Genomic DNA, 23953 nt, shown 5'->3' with positions numbered 1-23953 from the left:
TCCTTTTCCCCCTCTGATTTTGCCGCATCTGCCGCGGCAGCTACGATATATGTACTCATAGGCGGGTGAAAAGGATACTGCTTTTTCTTTAAAAACCCAATTTCCTTGAAATCTCAAGCGCAGCCTGTCTGACTCTTTCCGTCAAATACGGAAGCCGGTCGTTTTGAAAGCGGGCTTCAAATCCGGCAATGCTGATGCCTGCTACGATCTGGCGTTTATTGTTAAAAATCGGCGCAGCGATGGCGGAAGTGTAGTCTTCAAGCTCTGAATGACTGACGGTATAACCGTTCCGGTACGATTCATCCAGGACGCGTGCAAGCTCGTCCTTATCGCGGATCGTTCCCGAGGCGATCGGCACCAAATCGGTTTTCCTGATATACTCGTCCCGCTCCTCCCGCGGAAGAAACGTCAGGATGCTCCTTGCACAGGCTCCTGCATACAGCGGTGACCGCCTTCCGATTGCCGTGTAAAGGCGGACCGTATGCGTTCCTTCTATTTTTTCTATGTACATCGCTTCATCGCCCTCTCTGACGATTAAATGGACGGCTTCATCGACTTCATCGCGCAGTTTTTCCATGACGGGCAAAGCGATTTTCCGGATATCAAGCCTGTCGGAGACGAGCTGGCCGTACTGCAGAAACAGCAGCCCCAACGCATACATCCCATCTTCATATCTGTCAAGAAATCCCATATCTTCAAGCGAACGGACCATGCGGTAAACAGACGTTTTCGGCATGCCTGTAAGCTCAATCATGTCATTGAGCGAGAGCTTTTCCCTCGTCAAAAATAGATTGAGCAGAGTCATGGCTTTGACAACCGTTTTATTCTTGCTTTCCATCCCTTCCCCTCCTGAGATACATCATACCATGTATTCAAGCTTTATTCTGGCAGCAAGTTCAACGATTTTTGTCTCTCTTTCAATGAACAGGCGCTCCGCTTCCTCAAGCGCAACCGGCTGAAATTGCAGCTGCTCTCCCGGCATTAGCTGTGTAACGGCTGAACGGTCGGCAGAAATCACATGGGCGATTCGCGGATAGCCGCCGGCCGTCTGCCTGTCTGCAAGCAGAACAATCGGATTGCCGTCAGGGGGTACCTGAACCGTTCCGAAAGATACGGCTTCAGAAATCATTTCAAGGGGGCTTCTCAACTCAAGCGGATCCCCTTCAAGACGATATCCCATCCGGTCTGATTTTGCCGTCACGCGGAATGTGCCTGACATCAATCGCTCCTGTGAAGCATCTGTAAACTGATCGAACTGTTCGCCTTTGATGACGCGGATCACCGGGTTCTTCTTCAGCGGGAGAAAATAGCGGTGATCGACGGACCAGTTCGGTGCGGCAAATCCGCGGGTTTGGCGGTTAGATGCAAGCTGTTCTCTGATTTTTTCCGCTAAAGGCGTGGTCTCCCCGGCCGTTAAGCAGTCGCCTTTTTGCAGCGCTCTTCCTTCAAATCCGCCGATTCCGGCCCTCACGTACGTGCTTTTGCTGTCCATGACGGACGGGACGTCGATTCCGCCGGCAACCGCCATATAAGCGCGGCTGCCCCGCTTCGTCATTCCGAAGTTCAGAACGCTTCCCTCCTCGACAAGGACCGGTCGCCACAGAGGCACTTCCTCATCATTCACCATCAGCGAAAAATCAGCTCCCGCCACCGCTATCAACGTCGTTTCGGCAAAGCGGAGAGACGGCCCCGGCCCCATCAGCGTCACTTCAAGCGCCGCTTCATTCCCGCCGTTTCCGGCCAGGAGATTGGCGATGCGCAGCGAGTCCGCATCCATCGCTCCGCCGACGATGACGCCGTATTTTTGAAATCCGGTGCGCCCGAGGTCCTGAACCGTCGTCATAAGACCGGGCTTCAACACTTCTATGCTCACGATTCTCCCTCCTTTAATCTGTCGTACTCTTCTTCCGTCACGCGGACAAATTTGACAATATCCCCGGCTCTCAGAAGGGTCGGGGGCTGTTCGTGAGGTCTGAACAGATCAAGAGGCGTATTGCCGATAAGCTGCCAGCCGCCCGGTGTTGACAGCGGATAAACGCCGGTCTGCATGCCTGCTATTCCCACAGAACCGGCCGGAATAGCCGTCCGCGGGGAAGAACGCCGCGGAGACGCTATTTTTTCAGACATTCCGCCTAAATAAGGGAAACCCGGCGCAAAACCGAGCATATACACGAGGTATTCCCCCGCTGTATGGATGTCGATGACTTCTTCGGGAGTCAGTCCGTTGATCCGGGCCACTTCCTCCAAATCCGGGCCGAAGCGGCCTCCGTAGCATACGGGGATTTTGACCGTCCGGCTTTCGGTTTCTTCCTCGGCGGTCATCTCTTCGAGGCATTTTTGAATGAAGGCTTTTACTTTTTCATACGGAGAATCGAATGCGGGGCTGCCTTTCATCTGCTGATAGACTTCAAATGGATGATAAAAAACAGTCACGCTCGTAAAGGCCGGTACACATTCAATAAAGCCCGGAAACGGATGATGTTCAATATGTTTTGTTAATGCGCTTACCAGTTGGTGTGTCCGTTCATTAATTTCCGTTCCAAGCTGGATGAGGACCGCCGCATCCCCGAGCGGTGCCATTTTAACGTCAGATCGATTGTTCAATTTTACATCACCTTGCCTTTCCTCCCCAAAATCAAAAATCAATACAGAAGCATCGTCCTGTATTGATTGCAAACATGTTATAAAACGCCAAGCTGCTCATCCCGAATATCCGTAATCAGCATATGCCCCGGCGCATGCGTGATCACAAGCTCCGGCTTGACATGCATTGCCACAGCCTGAGGCGTGACACCGCATGCCCAAAACACCGGAACTTCCCCTTCTTTGATCGTCACCGCATCGCCGAAGTCAGGATGTGCAATGTTTTTGATGCCTATGGCTTCAGGGTTTCCGATATGGACCGGACCGCCGTGGACGGCGGGAAACCTTGATGTGACCTGAACGGCCCGCACCGTCTGTTCTTCCGGAACCGGTCTCATGCTGACGACCATCGGTCCTTGAAACCGCCCGGCTTTGACACAAGGAATATTCGTTTGATACATCGGAACATTTCGGTTTTCTTCAATGTGTCTGACAGGAATTCCGTTATTGAGTAAAGCTTGTTCAAACGTAAAGCTGCAGCCGATCAAAAAACCGACCATGTCATCCTCCCATAAGGACGTGATATCTGTCACCTCATCCGTCAGTTCGCCCCGCCTGTAGACGCGGTATCTTGGAAAATCGGTCCGGATATCGGCGCCGGGCGCAACGATGGACGGAACGGGAGAACCCGGTTCGGTCACATCGAGTATCGGGCACGGCTTTTGATTCCGCTGGCAAAACAGAAGAAATTCAAACGCCAGCTCCTTTTTTAAAATAACCAAATTGGCCTGGGTGTAGCCTCCGGCCATGCCGGCCGTCGGTTCTGAAAGCTTGCCTGTACGGATCAAGCCGCGGATTTCTTCAGGCTGCATCATTTGTAAATGTTTCAATTGATCATCCCCATAATTTTGGAATTTCAGTGACCAGCGTAAAGCCGCCCATAACCGCCATGATGATCACGACGATAATCCCGGGAACCGTAAGCCAAATCGGATGTCTGTAATCTCCGACAATGTCTTTTTTATAAGCGCCGATTAAAAGGGCGCCGAGTGCGATCGGCAAAATCAAACCGTTCAAAGCTCCGGCAAGCACCAGCAGGTTGACGGGTTTTCCGATCGTTACAAAACAAAGCGTGGAAATGACAATAAACCCGATGATAATGGTGCGCGAATTTTTTTCAATTTTAGGCGAAAATGTTTTAAAAAAGGATACAGAGGTATAAGCTGCCCCGACAACTGATGTAACGGCGGCCGCCCACATGACGATCCCGAACATTTTATAGCCGATATTTCCCGCGGCAAGCTGAAAAACTGAAGCAGGCGGATTGTCAGGGTTGATTTGCAGTCCCTTTGATACGACGCCGAGAACGGCCAAAAAGAGTGCAATCCTCATAACCGTAGTAATTAAAATACCGGAAATAGAGCTTTTCGTTACTTGAGGAATCGAATCCTTTCCTTTGACGCCTGCATCAAGGAGACGGTGTCCTCCGGCAAATGTGATATAGCCTCCGACAGTTCCGCCGACAAGCGTCACAATCGAAAGGATGTCGATATGATCCGGAACTACCGTTTTCACAAGCGCCTCTCCGACCGGCGGGTTTGTCGTAACGGCTACATAGACGGTCAGCAGGATCATCACGGCACCAGCGATTAAAGTAAATCGGTCCATCGCTTTTCCGGCTTCTTTAATCACAAAAATCAAAATCGCGATGACAGCGCTGATGAGCGCCCCTGTCTGCGGAGAAACACCGAATAAAACCTGCAGCCCGAGTCCGGCGCCGCCGATGTTCCCGATATTGAAGGCCAGTCCGCCCAAAACGACGAGGACCGCTACAAAATAGCCGAGGCCCGGAAAGACGAGGTTGGCGATTTCCTGTCCCCTTTTTTCAGAAGCTGCGATAATTCTCCATACATTCGTTTGTGCGATAATATCTAAAATAACAGAAATTAAAATGACAAAACCGAAGCTTGCGGCCAAGCTTTGCGTAAATACCGTCGTTTGCGTCAAAAATCCGGGTCCGATTGCAGATGTGGCCATCAAAAAGGCCGCACCTAATAATAATGTCCAGTTGCTTGAAGCTGATTTTGTTTTTTTATTTTGCTCCAATTCGCATTCCTCCTTCTGCCATCATCATGTTGAAAAAGCTTTAATTGTAATGTCCGCCTGTTCGAGCTCTTTGCGGATCTTTTTCGCAAATTGCAGGGCGTGTGCCCCGTCGCCGTGGATGCATACCGTATCGGCTTTGAGACTGATATCGGTTCCCTGGCGGCTGCGGACTTTCCCTTCCTTAACCATCCGGATCACCTGGCTGACGGCTTCATCATCATCTTGAATCAGCGCATCACCCTGCGTACGCGGAGTCAGCGTCCCGTCTTCCTGGTATGTACGGTCGGCGAACACTTCATGAGCGGTTTTCAGGCCGGCTCTTTCCCCGGCTCGGACGAGCTCGCTCCCCGCCAGGCCGAACAGGATCAGCTCAGAATCTGTATTGTATACCGCTTGAGCAATCGCATCCGCTAATTCTCTGCTTTTTGCCGCCATATTGTATAGCGCTCCGTGAGGTTTTACATGCTGCATTTTGACGCCTTCCGCTTTTAAAAATCCAAAGAGCGCGCCAATTTGATAAACGACGAGATCATAAGCTTCCTGAGGCGTGATCGCCATATTGCGCCGGCCGAATCCGGCTAAATCCGGAAGTCCGGGGTGCGCGCCGATTTGAACGCCTTTTTCCGCCGCCATTGCGACGGTTTTCCTCATCACGCTTGGATCTCCGGCATGAAATCCGCAAGCGATGTTAGCCGATGTGACAAACGCCAGAATATCTTTGTCCAAACCGATTTGATAGGCGCCGAAGCTTTCTCCCAAATCGCAGTTCAGATCAACATGATTCATCAAATCCCCCCCTATTGATTCGCACAATTCGTCGAAATGTTGTTTTTCCCCTTTTTTGTTCCGATTTTCGGAACGTTAATTCCGAATAATCAAACATAATTTGATTATAACAGGGATTAGCTTTCTTGGCATCACATTGTCAGAAAAGCTCACATAAAATAAATCGTTTTTACTACGCATCATTCCGTCCGAAGAACCGTTTCTTCCGGCGTGTTTGCTTATTTTATACGGAATTCGTTTTTTTAACATGCTCAATAAAAAAAGAGCCGTTTCGGCTCTTTTTTATTGTTATCTCAGCACCCAATGCCTGATCGCTTTCGCGACGCCATGCTCTGTATTTGTATCCGTAATCCAGTCCGCCGTCTCTTTGACGATATCCTGGGCATTGCCCATTGCTACGCCCAGCCCTGCCTCTTTAATCATGGCGATGTCATTTAAGCTGTCGCCGACCGCCATCACATTCTCCATTGTAAAGCCGAGGCGCTCGGACACTTTTGCCAAAGCCGCCGCTTTATTGATGCCGATCGCATTGACTTCGATGTTCGTCGGGCTGGAATTGGTGACTTCGAGCTCTTTGTTCTTTTTCAGCTCCTCCAATACCCGGTTCCTCACCTCGTCATCCGGAATGTCAAACCCGAATTTCAGCCATTCATACGAATGGATATCTTCGGGAAATTCGCCTCTCCATACTTTATCAACGCTCGCCGCCCAAAAATCGGTATTATGCAGATTCCTTAACTCCCACATCATTTTCACATGATCAGGATGAAGCAGCTGTCGTTCGACCAGCTGAAAGGAGGAATCCCAGATTTCGCTTCCGTTTGCCGTGATCAGGAAAGAAGACAGCTTCAGCGATTCCGCGAATTCACGGCACGTCATCAGCGTGCGTCCGGTGCTGAGCACGACATAAACCCCTTTTGCCTCGGCTTCTTTTATCGCTTTCCGATTTTCTTCCGAAATGGTCTGTTCATCATTCAACAGCGTCCCGTCCATATCCAATGCAACAAGCTTTACATCTATTCGATCTTTTTGACTGACTGCCACGATATAAGATACCTCCACTTTTTTTAGGCTCCTTATATTCTAATATAAAAATCGCCCGGGACAAAGAAATCGCGACAAAAGCCTCTCTCATAATATATGATCGCATTCTTTTTGCACGATTGTCAGGCTGCCATTTTAAGAAGAAACCGAGCAATAGCGGCAGTTCAGATCACCAACATGAAGATTAAAACATTATTTCATACTTGAAAATGCCATTTTGTAAATATTTTGTCATTTCATCTTTATCCTCCTATTCCAAAAATCGGTATAATTATTGTCGAGAGTATAATGATTCCATATGAAAAGAGGGATTTTTGTTGAAAAAATGGTTGATGGCAAGTGCGGCAAGTGCAGCAGTTCTTTTTGGTACATTTTCATCGGGCATTCCGGGTCTTCCCGGTGCAGGCGCTCAAGTGGCAGAAGCGGCTTCAAAGCTACCTAAGGGGATCGGCGGGCGCGCTTATTTGAACAGTACAGGCTCTATTTTCACGGCTAAGATCCAGCTTCCGAGCAATATTGAAGTTGCAAACGCGACTGCTTATATTTATTCAGGCTTCAGCGCGAAAAACGGAACCGAGTCGGATATCGGCCTTCAATACAGCACCACCTACAAGGTCTGGAAGCCGCTCATGAAAGTCGGTTCAAAAAATGAGGAAATGTATATCGAAGGAAAAGAGCAATTCACATATACGAAAGGCTTTCGCCCCGGAAGCACGGTGCAAATGACGATTTATAAAAATTTGAACGGCAATACGCGTGCAACCTTCTGGGGAACGAACAATGACGGTTATACCGGCCGCATCATTATGGAAATTCAAGGAACGAACATCAGCACTCTTTTAAGATGGAAAACGCTTGCCACTGCCGCGGTATCGTCTGAAAGTCAGCGCGATGCCATCAGAGCCAACTTTTCAGCCGCTTTTAACGGCATAACAATCGACAATAAAGCGGTCACGCCTGTCGTGGATACGCAGGACTTTGCAACGGTTGTCCCTTCCGGAAACAACGTCACGATCTCTGTCAAAAAATAAAAAAAGCCGCCGGCAATGATATGCTCCCCTAAAGGTAGACAGATGAAATAAAAAAATCTGTTTGCCTTGGGGGAGTTTTTTCATGGCTGGAAAATGGTTTTCAAAAGAAGAAAAATTGAATATTCTATCAGAATGTGATCAGGGCAATAATTCGGTGAAGGAGATCGCAGAAAAATATGGCATTCATGCCGAAACGATTCGTGAATGGAGAACATCGCATGATATGGCGGGTGTGGAGAGTTTGGAACGTTCAAAGCGCCATAAGTTCTATCCCGCAGAATTAAAATACAATGCCGTGAAAGACTTCTTATCCGGACGCTACTCTCAAAGAGAAATCTCGAGAAAATATAAGATTTCCAGTAAATCCGTACTCATGAAGTGGGTTGAGCTTTATAATGGTCATAAAACGTTAAAAGACAGCGGGAGAGGAAGGAATCGTTTGATGACCAAACGGAAGAACGTTTCATTGGAAGAACGGATTGAGATTGCGAAGGATTGTCTAGCTCATGGAAAGGACTACGCCAGATCAATGGAGATTCATCAAGTCTCCTACCAACAGGTGTATCAATGGGTGAAAAAGTATCAAGAAGGCGGAGAAGAGGCCTTAAAAGACAACCGAGGGAAACGCAAAACCGAAGAAGAACTGACACCTGAAGAAAAAATTCAACGGGAAAACAAACGGCTGGAACAGGAAAATGAGCGTTTGCGCGCAGAGAATGCGTTCTTAAAAAAGTTGGAAGAGATCAAAAGGAGGCGGTTCTAAGTCAGGTTCGGTACGAAGATCGATATCTCGCCATTTTAGAGCTGAATCGAAAAGAAGGCTTTTCTGTCCAAATGTTATGTGAGATTGCCGAAGTTTCGCGCCAGGGGTATTACAAATGGAGGAGCCGAGTACCTTCAGCGAGAGAAAAACAGAATGAAAAGATTATCGCCAAAATGGCGCTACTTCACGAACAAATTGGCGGTATCTACGGATACCGCAGAATGACCTTAAACATGAACCGCCGCTTTAAAGAGCGCCTCAATCATAAGCGCATCTATCGGCTGATGAAAATTGCCAAGCTGGAGTGTGTCATTCGGCGGAAGAAAAAACGTTACGGCAAAGCGACGCCTCAACATGTGTCCGAAAATATCCTGAATCGAGAGTTTAAAGCGGACAAACCAAATCAAAAATGGGTGACTGATGTGACAGAGCTAAAATACGGCCATCGGAAAGCGTACCTCAGTGCCATTTTAGATCTTCATGAGGGAATGGTCGTGTCTTATGTGCTGGGGAAATCCAATAATAACGCCCTTGTGTTTAAAACCTTGAACCAAGCGCTTGAGGCAGCCCCAAACGCACGTCCTCTCCTTCACAGCGACAGAGGTTTTCAATACACGTCCCACCAGTTTAGAAGGATGATTGAAAACGCAAATATGACACAGAGTATGTCCCGCGTCGGCCGCTGTATTGATAACGGCCCCATTGAGTCGTTTTGGGGGAAATTAAAATGCGAGAAATACAGACGGAATTCGTACGAGACATTTGAGGCACTTCAAAGCGCAATTGATGAATATATCCACTTTTACAACCACGATCGTCTACAAGAAAAACTAAACGGCCTCAGCCCAGTGGAATACAGGGCTAAAGCCGTCTAGTGTGTTTGAGTTATTTCCACTGTCTACTTGACAGGGTGCAGATCACAATACCCGGCGGCCTTTCCTTGTTATTTTCCGCTCTCCATATAAATCCCCAGCTCGGCTTCTGCAACCTTTTGGCCGTTCACAGATGCCAGCCCTTTCCCGAATAAAAATCCGCGCTTATAGCGGAGCACTTCAAAATCAAGGTCAAGCTTGTCGCCCGGAACCGCCCGGCCGAAGCATTCCGCCTTTTTTACAGAAGAAAGAAAGCCGATTTCCGCGCCTTCCGTCAAGGCTGTGAAAGCGGCGGTCTGGGCCAGTGCTTCAATGACGATCGAAAACGGCATCTCCTTTTGCGTTTCCGTGATGTACCAGTCATTTTCCGATATTAGTTTATATCCTTTCGCCGATTTCCCCGGCTGATTTTCAACGATGCGGTCTACGAATAAAAAGGGGTACCGGTGCGGAAGCGCAGTCATATTCACAGTCATCATCCTTTTTATCTCATTATACTGTATATTCTCCCATTCTCCCACGATTTCGGGTATACTAAGTCAAAAGGAGGAGACTACATTGAAAAGTGCAAACCCCTATCTCTTTATAGACGGCTGTGAAGAAGCCATCGCATTTTATCAGGACGCCCTCGGCGGAGAAGTTCAAAACGTTCAGCTGGCCGACGGAATCGAGTCGTTCAAAGGACACGAAGGAAAATATCTGCACGCCGAACTTCATCTCGGGGACAGCGTCATCCATTTTTCTGACGTTTTTGGAAAAGTGACAAAAGGTGACCATGTCAGTGTCACGTTAGAGTGTGAAAGCGAGGAAGAAATCCGCCGGGCATACGAAGCGCTGAAAAGCGGAGGACAAGCATCCCTCGAACTGCAAAAAACGTTTTGGGGCGCGCTTCACGCCAATGTAACGGACAAATATGGCGTAAAATGGCTGCTGAACTACCAAATGCCGAAAAGCTGACGTTCTGTTTTCAAAAACAGAACGTCAGCTCTCTATCCGTCAATGCTGCTCCTGAAACACCCGTTTTGCAACGTTCACCGCGTTCAATACACGCGGAAATCCTGTATAAGGAACGCACTGCAGCATCGTCTCCGTTATTTGCAGAGGCGTCAGCCCGACATTCAGCCCCGCATTGATATGGACATGAAGCTGCGCTTCACAGCCCCCTTGAGCGGTCAAAGCAGAAATCGTGATCAGCTCGCGTTCTTTCAGAGTCAAGCCCTCCCTCGAATAAATATCTCCGAATGCGAATTCGACAATATATCGTCCAAGATCAGGCGCTATGTCCTTCAACGAATCGATTACCTTCCTTCCGCCTTCTCCATCAATGGCGCGTAAATTTTCAAATCCGCGCGTGTATCTTTCTTGATCCATATTGATCCCTCCCTGAAATGAATCCTACACGTTAGAGCGCGCTCTAAGGCAAGCTTTTTTTAGTATAATAGGGAATATGGATAAAACATTTACTATTCAACAGACCGCACAATTGACAAAGCTTTCGGCCCACACGCTGCGATATTATGAAAAAATCGGCCTTCTTCCAGAAATTCGGCGCGACCAAAACGGGTACCGCGAATATACAGAGTCCGATATTGCCTGGATTCATTTTTTGCTTCGCCTGCGGGAAACGGGAATGTCGATCGAAAACATGAAGACATTTTCATCCCTGCGCAGCCAAGGAAATGAAACAGCCGAAAAACGGAGGGACATGCTGAAAACCCACCGCCGTAAAATCGCGGAGGATATCGGCAAACTGCAAGCCAATTTAGAAAAGATCGATGACAAAATCGATTATTACGAATCTCTTGTGAAAGCAGCAGATTCAGGATCAGGAAATCCAAACAGATGAAAAAAGCAGGGGGCATGCCCCTGCTTTTTCTGCTCATCGGCTCTGTAAAACTTCATCATATTCAAATTCTTTTAAAGAGACTTCAAGCGGCATATTCTTTCCCGAAGTATGAACATGCCGGAATCCGCTGTCTTTTGCCGCTTTTTCCGCCTCTTTGCTGAGGCAGACGGCGCGAATGCGATGTGCTGCCGCTTCGGGAGACATGCCGATGCTTTCAGCCTCTTTCATAAACAGTTCGACACACTCTCTCGTAGAAAACAAGATCGTATCGATGGGAAACTCTTGGATTTCGCGTTTTATGATCGCCGTAAAACGGGTATCGATCGTTTGGTCGTGCGTCGTAAATATTTCGCATTGCGGATGCGGTTTGTTTTGTACCGCCCGGCGGCAGCCGACGATCAGGCACGAACCTGAAAGCTGCGCGTCTTGCTGCAAAAAGGCCGCAAATCCCCGCTCCTCAAGCGCTTCTTTTACAGAAGGATCGGAAGCATAGAGCTTGCCCCGTACATCTCTAATGTCAACCTTCAGGAATGCGAGACGGCTGAAAAACTCATCCGCTGATCTCCTCGACGTGAACAGCACGCTGTCAAAGGTTTCGATCCGCTTTAACAGCGCATCATCCGGAATCGATTTTAGCGGTTTCCACTTTGGCCATTCAATGACTTGAGCGCCTTTTTCCCTCAGCTCGTCTGCCGGCAGGCTTTTTTCCCCGCTTTGAACGGCAAGGATGTTCCACCCGATCAGCGGCTTATCCTCAAACCAGCTGCGGCGCCGGAAAGACACGATATTCCCGATGACGATGATCGCGGGATTTTTGATATGATGCTCCGCTACTTTTTGCCGGATATCCTGAAGCGTCCCTTTTACGCTCCGCTGCCTGCCCCATGTGCCCCATTGGATGACCATAACGGGGACGAGGGGAGATTTGCCGTGTTTGATCAGCTGCTCTGATATATAGGCGAGATTTTTGATGCCCATATAAAATACGAGGGTTTGAACGCTTCTGGCAAGCCCCTCCCAGTCCATATCAGGTTTGCCTGATTTATCGTGGGCTGTGATCACGGCAAAAGATGAAGCAAAATCGCGGTGGGTCACCGGCAGCCCGGCGTAAAGGGGCGCCGCGATTCCGGAAGTAATGCCGGGCACCATTTCATACGGGATGCCGTATTCGCTGATGGCGGCGGCTTCTTCCCCGACTCTGCCGAATACGCTCGGATCTCCCCCTTTGAGCCGGACGACAGTGAGGCCTTTTAAGCCTTTCTCGATCAGAAATGCATTGATTTCATCCTGTTTCATGTAATGCCGGTTTGGCAGCTTCCCGCAATAGATGAATTCGCACGAATCTTTCGCATGTTCAAGCAGCCGGGCATTGACCAGCCTGTCATACAAAATGACATCCGCTTTCTCAATCAATGCTTTCCCTTTCAGCGTAATGAGTCCCGAGTCTCCCGGTCCGGCCCCTACAAAAAATACTTTTCCATTCCCCATCAACTGTCATCCTTCCATCTGCCGATTCTGTGAATGCCTTAGCGGTTTATAAAATGAAGAGGATCACGCGAAAGTGATCCCATGAAGCTCTCAATAAACGATAAACAGGTCTTCCCCGTCAACCACCGTTTCATAGGTTTTGATGCAGCCTGTATCAGGCTCTTGTACTTTTCCGTCTACAAGGCTGATTTTCCAATCGTGCATCGGGCAAAATACGAATTCGCCGCTTACCATTCCTTCGGCAAGCACGCCCCCTTTGTGGGGGCAGCGGTTTTCAACCGCGCGGACCCCGCCGTTCGAAAGCTTGAATACCGCAATTTCCTTATCGTCGACCATCACTGTCTTTCCCAGCCGATCCGGCAGATCGCCGATTTTCGCGACGAAGACCTTTGTCAAATCTTTGTTCACCATGTGAATTCCTCCTCAAAATGGTTTCCGCTTGCCTTAAGATGTAACAACACTTTCAAACAATTGCTTTGTTGTCTTTTCGTCTTCCAAAAAGTTCCTCCACGGATCTTTGTGGACAGACAGCGCTTCATCCATGCGTTCATTCAATTCTTTGCGCTTCGTTTCATCGTTCAATACGGATTGGACGTGGGACAAGCCGACCCGTTCAAGCCATGCGGAAGTGCGTTCTAAATAGTTGGCCGTTTCCCTGTAATATTGAAGGTAGGCTCCCGTCACTTCGAAAACTTCTTCCTTCGTTTTTACTTTCATCAAAAGATCTCCGGCGCGCAGATGCGTACCGCCGTTTCCGCCGACATAGATTTCCCAGCCTCCGTCAATGCCGACGATGCCGACGTCTTTAATGCCTGATTCAGCGCAGTTTCTCGGACATGCAGAAACTGCCATTTTGATTTTATGAGGTGCGTAAAGCCCTTCGAATTTTTTCTCAAGCTCGATTCCGAGAGCCATCGAATCCTGTGTACCGAAGCGGCAGAATTGTTCGCCAACGCACGTTTTGACCGTTCTGAGCGTTTTGCCGTAAGCGAAGCCGGACGGCATGTCGAGGTCTTCCCAAACTTTCGGAAGGTCTTCTTTTTTGACGCCGATCAGGTCGATCCGCTGACCTCCCGTCATTTTCACAAGAGGAATCTCGTATTTGTCGACGACATCGGCAATGCGGCGCAGATCGTTTGCATTGGTGACGCCTCCGTACATCCGCGGTACGACGGAATATGTGCCGTCTTTTTGAATGTTGGCATGCATCCGTTCGTTTACAAAGCGCGATTCCCTTTCATCATGGTATTCTTTCGGGTTGATCATGCCGAGATAGTAGTTGAGAGCCGGACGGCATTTTGAACAGCCTTCCTCCGTTTTCCAGCCGAGCACATTCATGACTTCTCTCGTATGCGTGAGGCCTTTTTCCCTGATTTCGGCGACCACTTCATCTCTTGAAAGGTCGGTGCAGCCGCAGATTGCTTCTTTTTGCGCTGATGCGTCAAATTCGGATCCGAGCGTATGCTGGAGGATTTCCGCAACGAGCGGTTTACAGCCTCCGCAAGAACGGGAAGCTCCCGTACACGCCTTGATTTCATCGGTTGAGGTACAGCCCTGCTCTTTGATCGCCTGAATGATCATGCCTTTTGAGACGCCGTTGCATCCGCACACGATCTCATCGTCGCTCATCGCGGCCGTAATGCTCATGCCTTCCTCCTGATTCAAAGGCTGCAGGATTGACACTTTCGACGTTTCCGTGATGTCCGCCCCTTTTTGTATCATGGAGAACAATCTGTTGCCGTCGCTGCTGTCGCCGAACAATACGGCGCCGATCACCTGGTTGCCGCGAAGAACGACCTTTTTATAGATCCCGTCCTGATCATCAAACACTTTGATCGCTTTTTTGCCTTCGTCGTCATCTTCGTTAAAGTCGCCTGCAGAAAAGACCTCAACGCCCGAAACCTTTAATTGGGTCGATAAAACAGAGCCTTCATACGGCTTCGTCTCTATGCCGCAAATTTTCTTCGCAAGCACCTTCGCCTGTTCATAAAGAGGCGCGACAAGCCCGTATGCGATTCCCCTGTGCTCGGCGCATTCGCCGACAGCGTAAATGTGAGGATTTTCCGTCTGCATGTAATCATCAACGATGATGCCCCTGTTCACCGGAAGGCCGCAGTCTTTGCCAAGCTGAACGTTCGGCTTGATTCCGACGGCCATGACGACCAGATCGGCGTCCAGCGTTGTGCCGTCTTTGAATTTTAAACCTTCTACACGTTCGTTTCCGAAAATTTCTTCCGTCTGCTTTTCAAGAAAGAATTTCATGCCCTGCTTTTCGAGCTCTTTTTGCAGAAGACGGCCAGCCGTCGCGTCAAGCTGGCGCTCCATCAAGTACGGAGCAAGGTGGATGACGCTGACGTCCATCCCGAGGTTGAGAAGTCCGCGCGCGGCTTCCAGCCCGAGCAGTCCGCCGCCGATGACGGCCGCTTTTTTATACGTTTTGGAAGCTTCGAGCATCACATCCGTATCCTTGATGTCGCGAAAACCTGTGACGCCTTCTTTGTCAGCGCCGGGCAGCGGCAGAATAAAAGGGAGAGAACCTGTCGCCAATATCAGCTCATCATACGGCTGAATCCTTCCTGAGTCCGTCGTCACCGTTTTGTTTTCCGGGTCGACTTTGACGACTTCTTCACCCGTATAAAGCTGAATGCCGTTTTCTTCATACCAGTTCCAATCGTTCAATGTAATGTCTTGAATGTCCGTATCACCTTGCAGCACTTTGGAAAGAAGAATCCGGTTGTAATTCGGATGCGGTTCTTTTCCGAAAATCGTGATCTGGAACTGTTCGTCTGACACTTTAAGTATTTCTTCAATGGCCCTTACCCCGGCCATTCCGTTCCCTACAAGGACTAGCTGCTTTTTTTCCACTATGATCCTCCCCTTTTCAAAGAGATTTACAAACTCGCTCAAAAGATGTATTTATTTTACATGTTTCAAGTTATCACAAAATATATTTAATTTTGTAAACTTTTTATGACACTTTATGACAATTTATTCACAATTTTGTCATCAAAGGGGCTTATGCGGACTGCACACACCTTAAAACCCGGCATTTTGCAGGAGGGATCCAAGTCTTCGGCAATGAGGCTGTTCACACTTTGCGAATCCGCCCAATGCATCGGAACGAAAACGGTGTCCGGCCTGATCGACTCGGACCATTTGCTTCTGACGATGATGCTCCCCCTTTTCGATTCGATTTTGACCAGGACGCGGTCTGCAATCTGATACTTTGCAGCCGTATTCGGATGGATTTCCACAAATGATTCAAAATGACGCGCCGCAAGTGAAGCGCTCCTCCTTGTCTGGACGCCTGTTAAATAGTGCGGCATCACTCTCCCCGTCGTTAAATACAGCGGATATTCTTCTGTCGGGCGGTCTTTTTTGACAGCCGGCTCATTGGGGACGACGCACATTTTCGCTTTTTGATCCGGGTGGGCGAATTCCGTTTCAAACAAACGCTCTGTTCCCGGATGCTCCGTTTCGGGGCACGGCCACAAAATGCCGCCTTCCTTTCTGAGGCGCTCATACGTAATTCCGGAATAATCGGCGATTCCCCCGCGGCTTGCTTTCCTCAGCTCTTGAAAAATCTCCTCTGCAGATTCGTATCGGAAAAAACGGCCTTTGCCGAGCACGTCTGCAATATCGCAGATGATTTTCCAGTCGTGCCGCGCTTCACCCGGGCACGGTCTTGACGCTTCCCTTAGAGTAACCCTGCCTTCCACGTTCGTCATCGTACCTTCATCTTCAAGGTACGATGACGCCGGCAAAATGACGTCGGCATGCCTTGCCGTTTCTGATATAAACAAATCGATCACTGCAAAAAATTTCAATTTTTTTAAAGCCGCTTTGACAAAATCGGCGTTCGGGTTGGAAACGGCAGGGTTTGAGCACATCAGAAACATCCCGGCAATCTCCCCTTCATGAACCTTCTTGATCATTTCATAGGCGGAAACGCCTTTTTTCGGAAGCTCCTCTTCCGCAATTCCCCAGACATCCGCGATATAGGCGCGGTCCCTTTCGTTTTCGATCGACCGGTACCCCGGAAGCTGATCGGCTTTCTGGCCGTGCTCTCTTGCTCCCTGTCCGTTTCCCTGGCCTGTGATCGCCCCGTACCCGCAGGCGAACTTTCCGATTTTTCCGACCGATATTAGAATATTCAGTAAATTTCTGACAGCTGCTGTCCCGTCCGTCTGCTGCTCGACGCCTCTCGCAGTAAACAGCATCCCCGTTTCTTCCTTGGCGAATTTGACGGCGGCTTTTCGCATCTGTTCAATCGGCACGCCTGTCTGCCCGGAAATTTCTTCAAGGCTAAGTGAAGCGACATGGCGCTTGACGTCTTCAAAGCCCTCAGCCCGCTGTTTGATGAAAGCTTCATCTGTCAGCCGCTCTTCGATGATGATTTTCAGCATGCCGTTTGCAAGGGCGGCATCTGTTCCGGGCTTTAGCTTCAAGTGGAGATCGGCGATGTTCGCCGTCGCCGTTTCACGCGGGTCAATCACGATGATGTAGGCGCCGTTTTCCTTAGCCTTTTCAAAGTACGGCATCATCGTCGGCTGGCATTCGGCGATGTTTGTTCCCGCAAGCATGATCACCCTTGTATACGGAATCTCTGTAAGCGAGTTTGTAAACCCGCGGTCCATCCCAAAGGTTTGGTTGGCCGCTGCGGCTGCAGCCGACATGCAAAGCCGTCCGTTGTAGTCAATGTGCTTCGTTTTCAGAGCGACGCGGGCGAATTTCCCGAGCAGATAGGCTTCCTCGTTTGTGATCGACGCGCTCCCGTAAACCGCCACTGCGTCATGGCCGTTTTCTCCCTGGATGCTCATCACCCGTTCTTTGATGAACCGAAGCGCCTCATCCCAGGATACGCGGACAAATTGACCGTTTTTTTTCAAGAGCGGATGCGTGATTCGCTCTGAATGAAGCGCATGCTGATGGGCATTCATCCCTTTCATGCACAAGCGGCCTTTTGTCGCCGGATTATCTTTTCCGACAGCCGTATACTTCTTTCTCGTGACAATCGTTTGTTCGATCAGCTGCATTTTGCATTGCATGCTGCAAAATGGACATTGCGTGTCATACGTTTTCTCGGATTGTACTTCTTTTTGCTTTGTTCGAAAGTATTTCAGCAGCAGTTCTGTCACATTACATCAGCCCTTTTATCGTTTCTTGCACAAGCAGCCTCCGCTCTTTTTCAAGCCGTTCCAACAGCTGCCCGCGGAGATCGTTGTCAAATAAAACCTCCCTGATATGAATGATTCCGGCGCGTTCGATCCACTGCCCGACCTTTTCAAGGTAATTTGCTGTCTCGCGGTAGTATTGAAGAAAGCCTTTGATATATTCTCCGGCTTCCTTAAGCGTCTCAGCCACGGAAAACAACTCTCCCGCCCGGGCGTTTTGCCCGCCGCGTCCGCCGGCGTAAAGCTCCCAGCCCCTGCCCGCCTTTAAGACTCCGATATCGTGCACAGTACAATAGACGCAGTCATCCGTGCAGGCAGAAATAGCGATAGAGGTCTTGGCCGGCATGATGAGGGCTTCCGTTTCTTTCTCCAGCTCGACTGCGATGGCCTGAACGTAATCAGGGTTTGTGCACGCGCACGTTTTGACCGGACCGACCGTATGCTTGTGAACGGCGCAGATCGGCATTTGCAGCTCTTCGCTGACGCTTTGCCCAATTCCCGGGATCTTCAACCGCTGGCCATGCGTCAAAACGGCGTGCGGTATGCCGTATTTTTCAATCGCATCGGCAACTGTCCTCAGCTCATCAGCTTTTATCAGCCCTCCGTACGTTTGCGGAACGATTGTGCAGCCGCCGTCTTCATGCAACAACGGTTCGTCCGCTGTCACACCCGGTTTGATCATCCTTAAATAGTAATGAATCGCCGGCATGCATACGGAGCACCCGCTTCCGGTCTTCCACCCCAATTGCGACATGACGTCTTGAACGGAAGAAAGCTGTCTCATCTGGATTTGTTCGACGACTTCGTCTTCCGTTAATGAAGTGCATGAGCACATCGCTTGTGCGCCCGCGGGCTCTTCATATTCGTGTTCAGCGGCATGGATCAGCAGCTCTTCGATGAGCGGCCTGCATCCCCCGCAGGAGCCGGAGGCTTTTGTACAGCGTTTCACATCGCCAGCCGTTTTTAAATCGTGCGATTTGACGGCTTCGATGATCGCCCCTTTTGACACCGCATGGCACTGGCAGACCGTTTCGCCAAGCGGCATCGAACTGACGGTGCTTTCTCCGCCCGATTGAAAGAAGTTTTTTTTCACAACCGTGATATCCCTTTTCTTGATGATGCTGTCCAAAAGCTTCTGCTTGTTTCTTGTATCCCCGTATAAAATCACGCCGGCCATCTGATCATCCTGAAAGACCGCTTTTTTATAAATTCCCGCCGATTCGTCAACAAGCCGAATCGTCGTTGTTGTATCATCGTCTTTGATTTGTCCCGCTGAAAACAAATCGATTCCCGCTATTTTCAGCGTTGCCGACTGAACCGATCCACGGTACGGTTCGCATTCCAGGCCGCAAATGTGCCTGGCCAGCACCTGTCCCTGCTCATATAACGGCTTGATCAGCCCGTACACGACTCCGTTATGTTCGGCGCATTCCCCGACGGCATACACATCCGGGACGTTTGTCTCCATATAGCCGTTGACAATGATCGCGCGGTTCACATCAAGCCCGCCCGCTTTTGCAAGCCCGATGTTCGGCCTGACGCCGGCGGCCATGACAATCAGATCTGCCTCAAGCTCCGCCCCGTCTTTGAACCGCAGCCCCGTAGCCCGTGATGTCCCCAAAACGGCTTCTGTGTCTTTTTCCAAAAAAAAGTGAATGCCCTGCCGTTCAAGGTCGCGCTGCAGCATGGAGGAAGCCGTCCGATCAAGCTGGTTCTGCATAATACAGGAAGAATGATGGATCACGGAAACCTCCATTCCGAGATTCACCAGGCCTTTTGCCGCCTCCAGACCGAGGATTCCCCCGCCGATGACCGCAGCTTTGCGAAAACGCCCGGCGGCATCTATGAACGCCCGGCAATCTTCTATCGTACGAAAACCGTATACCCCTTCTTTGTCCGCCCCTGGAACCGGAAGGATAAACGGCGAGGACCCCGTTGCGATAATCAGCTTGTCATAAGCGACTTCACGTTTTTTGTCCGTTGACACCGTCCGTCTATCCGTATCGATCTTGACAGCCGTTTCCCCCGCATAAAGAGCGATCCCGTGCTCTTCATACCATGTGCGGCTGTTAAGCGTAATATCTTTTAAACTTGCGTCACCCTGCAGGACGGAAGATAACAACATACGATTGTAATTCGGATGGGGTTCGCTGCCGATGACGGCGATTTGAAACGCATCTCCCGCATGCTTTACAATCTCTTCTATCGTACGGACTCCAGCCATGCCGTTTCCTATTAAAATCAGCTTTTGTTTCCCCATATTCTCCCCTCCCCTTTGCAGCAGCTACGCTATCATTATTTCACATTGCTCCGCTAAAGCATTCAAACCTGTTACATTTCCTGACATACGATTTCAGAAATGGTCCTGTTTTCCTATAAAATATGAAGTTGTTAAAGTTCAACACATTTTCACATTTTTTATCACTTTAATGCTTGTTTCTTTTCTTTCAATCTAATAGGCTATTCATAGAGGAATAACGAATGGAGGGGGAGAATGTTACCGATCAAACGGAGAGAGCAGATTCTCTCATGGATCAAAGAAGAGGAAACGCTGCGCATTTCAGAGATTTCAAAAAGGCTGGATGTCTCGGAAATGACGGTATACCGCGATATTAAACCGCTCATCGAAAACGGCCAGGTCATCAAAACGGCCGGCGGCATCGCCTTAAACCGCCCGAAGCAGCAGCCTGGGCAAATGTGTTCAGTCTGCGGAAGAGGGCTGAATCCGAGGCTTTCCGTGCAAATCGTGAAAAACGACGGTCTGATTGAGCAATTTTGCTGCGCCCACTGTGCGATGCTCCGCTACGAAAAAATCAAAGAAGATATATCACAAATCATCTGCCGCGATTTTTTAGTGGACACGACGATCAGCGCAAAAATGGCCGTCTTTCTGCTCGATGCTGACCTTCATTTGAATTGCTGCCAGCCGCAGGCAATCCCTTTCGCTTCGGCGGCCGATGCCGGGAAATTTAAAACCGGGTTCGGCGGAAAGCTGCTTTCTTTTGAAGATGCGGCGCGCGAAATTCAAAAGACCATGAAAGAAAACTGCTGCAGCCTGAAAACATGAAATTATTGATGAAAGATTGGATGAATGTTATGAAAAGAGCAACTCTCTTTGCGGCGCTGGCCGTTCTTTGTCTCATCCTGCTGCCGAAAGCCGCTTTTGCGCACGCATATATCGTCAATTCAAACCCTTCTCAAAACGAGGAGCTGAAAAAAGCGCCGCCTGAAATCAAAATTGAGTTTAACGAACCGATTCAGAAAGGGTTCCACTCGATAACGGTAAGAAACTCTTCAGGCGAGCGGGTCGATTCGGGGCAGACGAAGATTGATCCGCAAAATCGAAAAATCCTCACGGTAAAGCTGAACAAAAACGTCAAGAATGATATTTACTCTGCTGAATGGAGAGTGGTGTCTGCAGACGGGCATCCCGTTTCAGGAACGATCCCTTTCAGCGTCGGAAACATTCAAGGCGGATTGCCCAAGGACCAACAAAACGCTTCTTCTAACCTTCCGAATGCGGATACTGTGATCGAACGCGTCTTGTTATATACGGGTTTTTCCCTTTTCATGGGATCTTTGCTTTTTCAGCTTGTTTGGCACCGGCCGAAAAACGGATGGTCTTCCGCGATGCGCCGCCGCGTTCAGCGAATAGCGCAGATCGCCCTTCTCCTGATCGGTGCGGCCGTCATCATTCAGCCCTTGCTCCTGACAAAAGCATACGCAGGTGTTTCATGGACTGAAGCTTTTCAGCCACACCTTTTAAAAGAAACGCTTCTTCAGACGTCAGGCGGGACGCTATGGATTGTCAGCATCGTCTTGGTTGCATTGCTTGCCGTTTTCTCAAGCAGATCCGGGGTCGTATTGAAACTCGTCTTCTTTACCGGCCTTCTGCTTGCCAAAGCATTCTCAGGCCATGCCGCATCGACGGATTACAGCTATATGACGGCCGCCATGGATTTCATCCACTTAATAGCGGCTTCTGTGTGGACGGGAGGGCTGGCTGCGCTTGCGCTGTTTTTCGGGAAGGATTGGTTCAAACCCGATAAAGAGCAGATTTGGGAGACGGTACAGCGCTTTTCCCCCTGGGCTTTCGGTTCAGCCGGACTGCTCGTATTTTCCGGGATGTTCAACAGCTTTTTCATCGTCCACACGCTGGATAACCTGTTTCAGTCCAATTACGGAAAAGGGCTTCTCGTCAAATTGGCGCTCGTCCTGCTGATGGCCGGATTTGGCGCGTTCCACTATTTCCGCTCCAGAAAAAAACCGGAACGCTCGCGCGGGAGATCGATCAAGGCCGAATGGGCGATCGGACTTCTCATTCTCGTGACAACCGCCGTCTTCACGAATATTCCGAGTCCTCCGGCGCCTCTCCCGCAGCCGTTTAACGAAACAAAACAGCTGACTGACGGAGAAACGCTGTCATTGAGAATCAGTCCGAACATGCCCGGCTCCAATACATTTGAAGTCGTTGTCAGGGACCGGAACGGAGACGTGATCAAAGATATCCAAAAAATCGACATAACGGTTTCCAAAACCGGGCTTTTCAGCGACAGCAAGGAAAGCACCTTCACCCTCACCAAAAAAGAAAAAGGCGTGTTCCAGTCGAAAAATTTAAATCTGAACGAAGGTGGCATCTGGAAAATCCGGGTGCACGGGTTAACGGCATCATTTGACGAAATCAGAACGGTATTTAATGCAAAAATCAATAAAAAGGAGTATTGATCAATATGTTGAAACGAAGCATGTTTTTAAGCGCTGTATTTGCAGCTATGCTGCTCTTCGCCGCACCGGTCAGCGCCCACGTGTCGGTAAAGCCTGACGAATCAGCGGCAGGGTCATGGGAAACCTATACAATGAAAGTGCCGGTTGAAAAAGATATCGCTACGACAAAAATCGTGCTCAGCATGCCGGACGGCGTCGAATTCCAGCAGTACGAACCGGTTCCCGGCTGGAAAACAAGCACAAAAGCCGGAAAAGACGGCAAGGTCATCAGGGTGACATGGGAAGCCAAGGACGGAGGCATTCAGCCGGGCCAATTCCAGCAGTTTACCTTCACGGCCAAAAACCCTGATAAAGAACAGAAAGCGGCATGGAACGCCTACCAGTATTATAAAGACGGAAGCATCGTCGAATGGACCGGTGACGAAAACGCCGATACCCCGCACGCGATTACCAACATCGTCGATGCTTCCAAGCTCGGAAAAGCCACGGTTGACGGGCACGGCGCGACAACAAAAGAGAGCCCGGCTGAAGCACAAGGCAGCTCAGATATTCAAACCGCCACTCTCATTTTGTCAATTCTCGCCGTCGTGCTTGGAGGAACAGGCCTTCTTATGGCAGTACGCAGACAAAAAAGATAATATGTTTTAAACATTTAATTAACTTAAACATCATAGGTTACTCTTTTACAAGCATGGGAGCGTACCGTTCACAAGCTGAATTATCAGGAGTATTTAAGCGAGTTCTATGTTCTTAGCTGATACCAAAGCGGGAATGAAGATTTTCCAAAAAAGTTCAGAGACCTGTAGTCTCTGAACTTTTTTATACCTCCCTTTGGCGATAGGTAAGTTTTGGCATGTCAAACATAAAAATATTTTCGGGTGATTTTCACTTCGGTAAATTTCTTTTTTCAAGCTATCCTTCTAGGAGACTATTGTTCTTAATATAAAAGAAAAAGACTGTCAAGGGTTTCTTAACAGTCTGAAGTAAAATTCTTGTTTAATGTATCATGAAATTTCACAGAAAAACTAATTATGCTTCTCTTGTATTTTTTTTAGTACAAATCTATATATTCTTTGTGAAACTGCGTATACAACACTTATCAACAAATACAAAACAAACAAAAATAATGCTGCAAGAGCTACTCCATTATTTTTAAAGATTATATCATGAGAAAAGATAGAATATATTAGTATATACAGATAAAACAATAAAAACATAAACAGAGACTCTACTATATAATTAATTATTCCTCGCTTTTTTAATAAAATCTGCGAAAAAATCACGTCTGCAATTCCTATGATAACCACAGTTAAAGTAAAAAACTTAAGCAAAATAACAATAGAATCAAAAGTTCCACTTGAATTTATTGTTATATCAGGTGTTAATGAGGCCAATCTAAAAACTCCATAAAATAGTAAAAACGGTACAACAATAATAAAAATACACATCAAAAGCACAGTTGAAATTGCAAATACATGGTCGAAAAGAGAATATTCTCTTTTACTTTTTTTACTCATCTTCTCAAAACCTCTTTT

22 protein-coding genes are annotated in these 23953 nt (G+C 48.7%); 7 read left to right on the top strand and 15 right to left on the bottom strand.

Annotation, left to right across the window (positions count from 1 at the left end; all coding sequences use genetic code 11):
* Positions 1 to 88: 88 nt before the first annotated feature.
* The 7 genes from MHB78_RS03120 to MHB78_RS03090 all read right to left on the bottom strand — a co-directional run bounded on the left by MHB78_RS03120 (position 89) and on the right by MHB78_RS03090 (position 6519).
* The gene (locus tag MHB78_RS03120; protein WP_046130231.1) at positions 89 to 838 is read right to left on the bottom strand and encodes an IclR family transcriptional regulator; all 750 of its coding nucleotides are present in this window, start codon (positions 836 to 838) and stop codon (positions 89 to 91) included.
* 21 nt (positions 839 to 859) lie between these two features.
* Complete coding sequence (locus tag MHB78_RS03115; RefSeq protein WP_046130230.1) at positions 860 to 1873, bottom strand: biotin-dependent carboxyltransferase family protein; 1014 nt, start codon at positions 1871 to 1873, stop codon at positions 860 to 862.
* Positions 1870 to 2580, bottom strand: coding sequence for a 5-oxoprolinase subunit PxpB (gene pxpB, locus MHB78_RS03110; protein ID WP_046130256.1), 711 nt, complete (start codon positions 2578 to 2580; stop codon positions 1870 to 1872). Before pxpB ends, MHB78_RS03115 begins: the two co-directional genes overlap by 4 nt.
* 101 nt (positions 2581 to 2681) lie before the next feature.
* Positions 2682 to 3473, bottom strand: a complete 792-nt coding sequence (locus MHB78_RS03105) for a putative hydro-lyase (RefSeq protein ID WP_269082036.1) — start codon at positions 3471 to 3473, stop codon at positions 2682 to 2684.
* Between the two features lie 4 nt (positions 3474 to 3477).
* Positions 3478 to 4689 (bottom strand): NRAMP family divalent metal transporter, encoded by a 1212-nt coding sequence (locus MHB78_RS03100; protein ID WP_046130229.1) that lies wholly within the window; start codon positions 4687 to 4689, stop codon positions 3478 to 3480.
* 24 nt (positions 4690 to 4713) lie between these two features.
* Positions 4714 to 5475, bottom strand: coding sequence for a 5-oxoprolinase subunit PxpA (pxpA, locus tag MHB78_RS03095; protein WP_046130228.1), 762 nt, complete (start codon positions 5473 to 5475; stop codon positions 4714 to 4716).
* Positions 5476 to 5763: 288 nt separating this feature from the next.
* Positions 5764 to 6519, bottom strand: a complete 756-nt coding sequence (locus MHB78_RS03090; RefSeq protein ID WP_046130254.1) for a Cof-type HAD-IIB family hydrolase — start codon at positions 6517 to 6519, stop codon at positions 5764 to 5766.
* A gap of 314 nt (positions 6520 to 6833) precedes the next feature.
* On the opposite strand from MHB78_RS03090, the gene MHB78_RS03085 reads away from it, so the two are divergent.
* Positions 6834 to 7550, top strand: coding sequence for a YrpD family protein (locus tag MHB78_RS03085; protein WP_128747912.1), 717 nt, complete (start codon positions 6834 to 6836; stop codon positions 7548 to 7550).
* An 82-nt stretch (positions 7551 to 7632) separates the two neighbouring features.
* Positions 7633 to 9188, top strand: a protein-coding gene (locus MHB78_RS03080) for an IS3 family transposase (protein ID WP_231947364.1) whose coding sequence is annotated in 2 segments (ribosomal slippage) — positions 7633 to 8290 and positions 8290 to 9188 — 1557 coding nt in all. Because the reading frame shifts where the segments join, the coding sequence is not laid out codon by codon here.
* 68 nt (positions 9189 to 9256) lie between these two features.
* Here the strand turns inward: MHB78_RS03080 and MHB78_RS03075 are convergent.
* Positions 9257 to 9655: a 3-hydroxyacyl-ACP dehydratase FabZ family protein gene (locus tag MHB78_RS03075; protein WP_046131608.1), complete on the bottom strand. Its 399-nt coding sequence runs from the start codon at positions 9653 to 9655 to the stop codon at positions 9257 to 9259.
* A gap of 88 nt (positions 9656 to 9743) precedes the next feature.
* On the opposite strand from MHB78_RS03075, the gene MHB78_RS03070 reads away from it, so the two are divergent.
* A complete protein-coding gene (locus MHB78_RS03070; RefSeq protein WP_046131609.1) occupies positions 9744 to 10142 on the top strand; it encodes a VOC family protein in 399 nt (132 codons plus the stop codon).
* Between the two features lie 39 nt (positions 10143 to 10181).
* Here MHB78_RS03070 and MHB78_RS03065 read toward each other — a convergent pair whose 3' ends face one another.
* Positions 10182 to 10556, bottom strand: a complete 375-nt coding sequence (locus MHB78_RS03065) for a carboxymuconolactone decarboxylase family protein (RefSeq protein ID WP_046131610.1) — start codon at positions 10554 to 10556, stop codon at positions 10182 to 10184.
* 76 nt (positions 10557 to 10632) lie between these two features.
* Between MHB78_RS03065 and MHB78_RS03060 the strand changes: the two genes are divergently transcribed.
* A complete protein-coding gene (locus tag MHB78_RS03060) occupies positions 10633 to 11031 on the top strand; it encodes a MerR family transcriptional regulator (RefSeq protein WP_046131611.1) in 399 nt (132 codons plus the stop codon).
* Positions 11032 to 11064: 33 nt separating this feature from the next.
* On the opposite strand, the gene cobA is transcribed toward MHB78_RS03060, so the two are convergent.
* From cobA to nirB (MHB78_RS03035), 5 genes are all read right to left on the bottom strand, one after another.
* Positions 11065 to 12519: a uroporphyrinogen-III C-methyltransferase gene (gene cobA, locus MHB78_RS03055; protein ID WP_046131612.1), complete on the bottom strand. Its 1455-nt coding sequence runs from the start codon at positions 12517 to 12519 to the stop codon at positions 11065 to 11067.
* Positions 12520 to 12609: 90 nt separating this feature from the next.
* Positions 12610 to 12930: a nitrite reductase small subunit NirD gene (nirD, locus tag MHB78_RS03050; RefSeq protein ID WP_046131613.1), complete on the bottom strand. Its 321-nt coding sequence runs from the start codon at positions 12928 to 12930 to the stop codon at positions 12610 to 12612.
* Positions 12931 to 12963: 33 nt separating this feature from the next.
* A complete protein-coding gene (nirB, locus tag MHB78_RS03045) occupies positions 12964 to 15384 on the bottom strand; it encodes a nitrite reductase large subunit NirB (RefSeq protein WP_046131614.1) in 2421 nt (806 codons plus the stop codon).
* A gap of 113 nt (positions 15385 to 15497) precedes the next feature.
* The gene (locus MHB78_RS03040; protein WP_046131615.1) at positions 15498 to 17657 is read right to left on the bottom strand and encodes a nitrate reductase; all 2160 of its coding nucleotides are present in this window, start codon (positions 17655 to 17657) and stop codon (positions 15498 to 15500) included.
* A 1-nt stretch (position 17658) separates the two neighbouring features.
* Positions 17659 to 19953: a nitrite reductase large subunit NirB gene (gene nirB / locus MHB78_RS03035; protein ID WP_046131616.1), complete on the bottom strand. Its 2295-nt coding sequence runs from the start codon at positions 19951 to 19953 to the stop codon at positions 17659 to 17661.
* 234 nt (positions 19954 to 20187) lie between these two features.
* On the opposite strand from nirB (MHB78_RS03035), the gene MHB78_RS03030 reads away from it, so the two are divergent.
* From MHB78_RS03030 to MHB78_RS03020, 3 genes are read left to right on the top strand one after another with little or no spacing between them, the layout of a single operon-like run.
* Positions 20188 to 20760 (top strand): DeoR family transcriptional regulator, encoded by a 573-nt coding sequence (locus MHB78_RS03030; protein WP_046131617.1) that lies wholly within the window; start codon positions 20188 to 20190, stop codon positions 20758 to 20760.
* Between the two features lie 20 nt (positions 20761 to 20780).
* On the top strand, positions 20781 to 22418 hold the full coding sequence (locus MHB78_RS03025; protein WP_046131620.1) for a copper resistance protein CopC: 1638 nt from the start codon (positions 20781 to 20783) through the stop codon (positions 22416 to 22418).
* Positions 22419 to 22423: 5 nt separating this feature from the next.
* Positions 22424 to 23056 carry a DUF1775 domain-containing protein gene (locus MHB78_RS03020; RefSeq protein ID WP_046131618.1) on the top strand — a complete coding sequence of 211 codons (633 nt, stop codon included), beginning with the start codon at positions 22424 to 22426 and terminating at the stop codon, positions 23054 to 23056.
* 387 nt (positions 23057 to 23443) lie between these two features.
* Here MHB78_RS03020 and MHB78_RS03015 read toward each other — a convergent pair whose 3' ends face one another.
* On the bottom strand, positions 23444 to 23935 hold the full coding sequence (locus MHB78_RS03015; protein WP_046131619.1) for a hypothetical protein: 492 nt from the start codon (positions 23933 to 23935) through the stop codon (positions 23444 to 23446).
* Positions 23936 to 23953 lie beyond the last annotated feature (18 nt).

This window comes from Bacillus sp. FSL K6-0138, assembly GCF_037982765.1.
Taxonomy (GTDB): Bacteria; Bacillota; Bacilli; order Bacillales; family Bacillaceae; genus Bacillus; species Bacillus glycinifermentans.
Note: the sequence above shows the minus strand (reverse complement) of the source record. Positions and strands in the feature narration are given on the sequence as shown.

Bases quoted from the DNA above. Each gene is read 5' to 3' on its own strand.
- MHB78_RS03120 (WP_046130231.1), bottom strand. From the start codon at position 838: ATGGAAAGCAAGAATAAAACGGTTGTCAAAGCCATGACTCTGCTCAAT.
- pxpA (WP_046130228.1), bottom strand. From the start codon at position 5,475: ATGAATCATGTTGATCTGAACTGCGATTTGGGAGAAAGCTTCGGCGCC.
- MHB78_RS03065 (WP_046131610.1), bottom strand. From the start codon at position 10,556: ATGGATCAAGAAAGATACACGCGCGGATTTGAAAATTTACGCGCCATT.
- MHB78_RS03060 (WP_046131611.1), top strand. From the start codon at position 10,633: ATGGATAAAACATTTACTATTCAACAGACCGCACAATTGACAAAGCTT.
- nirB (WP_046131616.1), bottom strand. From the start codon at position 19,953: ATGGGGAAACAAAAGCTGATTTTAATAGGAAACGGCATGGCTGGAGTC.
- pxpB (WP_046130256.1), bottom strand. From the start codon at position 2,580: ATGGCACCGCTCGGGGATGCGGCGGTCCTCATCCAGCTTGGAACGGAA.
- MHB78_RS03030 (WP_046131617.1), top strand. From the start codon at position 20,188: ATGTTACCGATCAAACGGAGAGAGCAGATTCTCTCATGGATCAAAGAA.
- MHB78_RS03015 (WP_046131619.1), bottom strand. From the start codon at position 23,935: ATGAGTAAAAAAAGTAAAAGAGAATATTCTCTTTTCGACCATGTATTT.
- nirD (WP_046131613.1), bottom strand. From the start codon at position 12,930: ATGGTGAACAAAGATTTGACAAAGGTCTTCGTCGCGAAAATCGGCGAT.
- MHB78_RS03025 (WP_046131620.1), top strand. From the start codon at position 20,781: ATGAATGTTATGAAAAGAGCAACTCTCTTTGCGGCGCTGGCCGTTCTT.
- MHB78_RS03020 (WP_046131618.1), top strand. From the start codon at position 22,424: ATGTTGAAACGAAGCATGTTTTTAAGCGCTGTATTTGCAGCTATGCTG.
- cobA (WP_046131612.1), bottom strand. From the start codon at position 12,519: ATGGGGAATGGAAAAGTATTTTTTGTAGGGGCCGGACCGGGAGACTCG.